Below are 4,455 nucleotides of genomic sequence, written 5' to 3'. Positions count from 1 at the left end.
GGGAGGAAGACTATGTCCGCAAGGAACTGGCAAGAGTCAGGGCCACTCAGATGGAAGGCTCGTTCGGAACACAGAAAGAGCATTACGCCATGCGCAGGATCAAGGCCAGGAAGAAGAAAACAGAGATACTGTACATCTTCTTTGGCATCCACACAGCGAACGCAGTCCACCTGGCGGGGCGTCTGGCTGGGCTGCAAGAGACCAAGGCGGCATAAGAGACATCTGAAACGGAATTAAGATGGAGTCCTCCGAAGAGGACTCCTAATCTGTTATCGGCAAAGGTAGCAAATACACGACTTTGGAGTGCCGTTATACCAGCAAAAGCAATTAAAACTGGTCGCACGGAGCATCAAGATACCAAGCTGACCTCTATGCGTCCACGACTGAAAGAATTAAACGACAATCCCTACATTACTCTTCGATGAAGCGGAGAGCAAGGACGTGGTGAGCGATGTTTTCGCCAGTCTGCTTAGCGGTAGCACCATCGTGAGAGCAGACAACGCAAAAGCATTCCTCTTGGCGAGTGTGCATCATCGTTGTTTGAATGTGTTGCAGCACAAACAGGTGAAAGAACGCTTTGCATGCCTGCTTACCGAGGATGCTGATACACTTATTAGCGACAATCTGGTGGAAGAGCAAATGCAGATGGAAGAACTGATGTCCTACGTGCGGGACAATCTGTCACTGATGGAGCATAATGTCTTCCGATTGCGCTACCTAAAGGAGATGACCTGCCAGGAAGTGGCCGGAGCACTGAACGTCAGCCGCCAGACCGTCCACACCCATCTGAAGCAGACTGTGGAGAAAATAAGAAAGTATTTTAATTCAAACTCAAAAGCAATATGATGACCGAAGAAGAGCGTATAGAGTGGCTTCTGGAATTGCAAGACCACCCTGAGCAACTTACTGACGAGCAGTTGCAGCAGATACTCGCCGATGACGAGATGCGCCAACTTGTAAAGCAACTTGGCTTCGCTAAGCGTGCCTTCAAACACGATGAACTTAACAACGACACCCCAGACGTGGATGCCGAATGGGAGAAGTTTGCAGCCAGCCATTCAGAAGAACTGACGAACGCAGCAAGGGCAGAGGGCAAGCTTGCTTGCACTATGCCTTGCAAGGAGGAAGAAGACGAAAGTCAGTTGGAAATCCTCGACGAAGGAGAATATAAGCCCCGTTTTCGCGCTTACCTCGCACCTCGCAAGATAGCTGCATCCTTCATCGGTGTACTCCTGGCTTCGGGCATTGCCTTTGCCGCTATCCAAGTTGTGCGAAACATCAGCACGCCCAAACCGCAACAGCCCACAACAGAGCAAACGACAGACATTGATCCAGTCACTTCCCTGCCCGCAGATACGGTTCAGGCCGACACAATTCCCGTTGAGCCATACATTTTCAACAATGTGCCGCTCGACTCCATGCTCACAGCCATTGCTACAGCCTACGGCGTTGGCGTGGAGTTTGAGAATGAAGCGGTCCGCCACCTTCGTTTCCACTTTGTATGGAAGCGTGAAGACAGTCTCTCGCGTGTCGTAGAAAAGTTGAACACCTTCGAGGCCGTGAACATCGGCATGGAAGACAAAACATTGGTAGTAAAATGAGACGTACGCTATATACTCTGACGCTCGTGGCCTGCATCCTCTGCATGCCACTTGGCACCTTCGCCCAGCGTGTCACGCATACATATAATAATGTGTCACTCAGCGAGGCCCTGCTCCAGTTGAACAACGAGCAGAAGGAATACGTCGTCAACTTCCTCTACAACGAACTGGAGGACTTCCGCATCACAGCCACCATCAAGAACAAGCGTCTGCCCGATGCCATCCAGCAGATGATAGGCTTCTACCCCGTCCGCATGACCGTGAAGCCCGACGACCGAGAAATCTATGTGGAGTGTACACACAAGACAGATCGCCACCTGACGGGCACCATCATTGATGAACAGGGCCAGCCTGTGGCCTACGCCAACATTGCTGTTCTCAATCCCGCAGACTCCACGCTACTCGGAGGTGGTGTGTCTAACGAGAGTGGCTACTTCGCTATTCCATACGAACAACAAACGGTTCTTGTCCGTATTTCATACGTCGGTTACAAGACTATATATAAAGAATGTATCACGGAGAACATCGGTACGATACGCTTACAACCTGAAGTTTATACGCTCAACGGTGTACAGGTAAAAGGCGAGCGCCAGATAGTTAAGGCAGAAAATGGACATTTGACGTACAACATGCCACAACTGTTAGAAATCCTGCCTGCCGACAATGCCTATGAAGCATTGACACGCATTCCTGGTATTATAGATGGTAATGGCGGCCTATCTTTTGCTGGTCATTCTGTGACGCTAATCATTAATGGCAAACCAACGACTTTGAGTACAGAGCAGCTGATTGAACGGCTGAAACAAATGCCAGTTTCTATGTTGGCCAAAGCCGAAGTGATGGCATCCGCACCTGCCAAGTATCATGTACACGGCATGGCTATCAATGTGGTTACAAAGGATTATTCTGGCACCAATCAGTTTGCAGGTCAGCTACAAGGCTTCTATCGGCAGAGCAAATATGGCTATAGTCAGGCCAAGGGCAGCATGATTTACCAGCGTGGGAACTTCGGCCTGGATGCATCGTACTCCTGTGGCTATGGCACAGCCTACGGACAAGTGGAGCATGAGGCGCACCATCCTTTAGGCGACCAGCGGGTGGACTATTCCGACAAGACGGAACGAAAGAATCAAACCTTAAACCATAACTATAGGATAGGCTTGGATTACGCTTTCTCTAAGGATAGCCGTCTGAATGTGGCATATACGGGCAAATGGACATCCAACGATGCCACCAATACCAGCACAGGTCTGGAAACTTCTGTTCAAAAGTCGGAAACGCACACCTACCTGCACAATGTGGATGCCAGTTACACATCATCATTCGGCCTGCAACTAAGTACATCTTACACCAACTACCAGAACCCCCGCACACAACATTTGGACGGGCATCTGTATGATACCGAAAGAAATCTTTATGTGGACAGTCGCCAACGAATCAGCAAATGGCTCTTTGCCGCCGACCAGACACACGATTTGGGCAAAGGCTGGGAATTAAACTATGGGGTAGAAGCCCAACTGACCAACAATACGAGTTTTCAGACCACACGCGACACCAATGGTCAGCCACTTGCTGATGCCACAAGTCATGTTGACTATGACGAACGTATCCTTGACATATATGCAGGCTTCAGCAAGCAGATAACACCGTCTTTCAGCGTCGAGACTTCGCTTGGTGCCGAGCAATATCATACTCCTAAGTGGAACGAATGGCGATGGTATCCTACGCTGAATGCCTTGTGGACGGCAGACAAGAACAATATGCTCAATCTCTCGTTCAGTTCTCAAAATGTGTTCCCCACATATTGGAGCACCATGAGCAGCATATTCTACTCTTCGGCATACAGCGAGATATGGGGAAACCCCGACTTGAAGCCTAATTCACAGTATGACATCGATCTCATCTGGCAACTTCGCCAGCGTTACACATTCACGGCATACGCCAAATTTATACCCGATTACTCTGTACAACTTGCCTATCAGCCCTCTGACCGTATGGCTGTAATAATGAAAGAGACCAATTTCAACTATATGAATGTGTACGGTTTGCAAGCATCAGCACGTTTCTCGGCAGGCAAATGGCTGAATGGCACAGTGATGGCCACAGGCAACTACCGCCACGACAAAAGCGACCGTTTCTTCGACTTGCCTTTTAACCGCAAACAGTTGACGGTCATACTCAGTTCTACTACGGCCATTCGGTTCTCTCAGCGTCACGACATACGCCTCATCCTTAATCCGCATTTCCAATCAAAAGCCATCCAGGGAGTCTATGACATCGACCCGATGTTCCGTCTCCACGCATCCCTCCGATGGACATCAGACGATAAAAAATGGAGCGTCATAGTAGCGGGGCAGAATATAACCAATAGCCGTGTCATTACTCATTCTCGTTTAGCAAATCAAGACTATACGATGCGCGTGTGGATGGAATACCCCAATGTCTCACTGACTGCTATTTATCGTATCGGCGGTTTCAAGGAAAAAAAGACAAAGACTGTCAACACCTCGCGCATGGGATATTAGGCTGACTATAAAATCTCTCTCGTTTCGATGGGCAGCCGTCGGCCTTGTGCCGACGCTCCCCATCCATAACTGCAAATGTCAGACAAGTGTCAGGGAGATTTATCTGCTGCCTGGAATGATTTATATAATAAGAGTTTCCCACACCCACAGAAGCAGCTGTAGTGGGGATTGACTCTTTTAACAATAGATATTAAACAATTATCCTTTAGGTATTTCGCTCTTTCTGCTTAAAAAGCGTTAATCCATAGGTTTCTTTTTGAAATCTTGATCACATCTGAGAATGCGTTCCAAGTCTTGCCTTGTTTCTTCATCTGCCATAGCCCTCTCAA

Annotated in this window: 3 protein-coding genes and 1 pseudogene; all 4 read left to right on the top strand. The window is 48.7% G+C overall.

What is annotated here, in order from left to right:
• A pseudogene (locus CIK99_RS01865) lies at positions 1-215 on the top strand (DDE transposase); the annotation flags it as partial.
• Positions 216-402: 187 nt separating this feature from the next.
• Positions 403-846 carry a sigma-70 family RNA polymerase sigma factor gene (locus tag CIK99_RS01860; protein WP_094379200.1) on the top strand — a complete coding sequence of 148 codons (444 nt, stop codon included), beginning with the start codon at positions 403-405 and terminating at the stop codon, positions 844-846.
• Positions 843-1,601 carry a DUF4974 domain-containing protein gene (locus CIK99_RS01855; RefSeq protein ID WP_094379198.1) on the top strand — a complete coding sequence of 253 codons (759 nt, stop codon included), beginning with the start codon at positions 843-845 and terminating at the stop codon, positions 1,599-1,601. The genes CIK99_RS01860 and CIK99_RS01855 overlap by 4 nt, the downstream gene beginning before the upstream one ends.
• The gene (locus CIK99_RS01850; RefSeq protein ID WP_094379195.1) at positions 1,598-4,126 is read left to right on the top strand and encodes a TonB-dependent receptor family protein; all 2,529 of its coding nucleotides are present in this window, start codon (positions 1,598-1,600) and stop codon (positions 4,124-4,126) included. The genes CIK99_RS01855 and CIK99_RS01850 overlap by 4 nt, the downstream gene beginning before the upstream one ends.
• The last annotated feature ends 329 nt before the right edge of the window (positions 4,127-4,455 follow it).

Source organism: Prevotella sp. P5-92 (genome assembly GCF_002251245.1).
Taxonomy (GTDB): domain Bacteria; phylum Bacteroidota; class Bacteroidia; order Bacteroidales; family Bacteroidaceae; genus Prevotella.
Note: the sequence above shows the minus strand (reverse complement) of the source record. Positions and strands in the feature narration are given on the sequence as shown.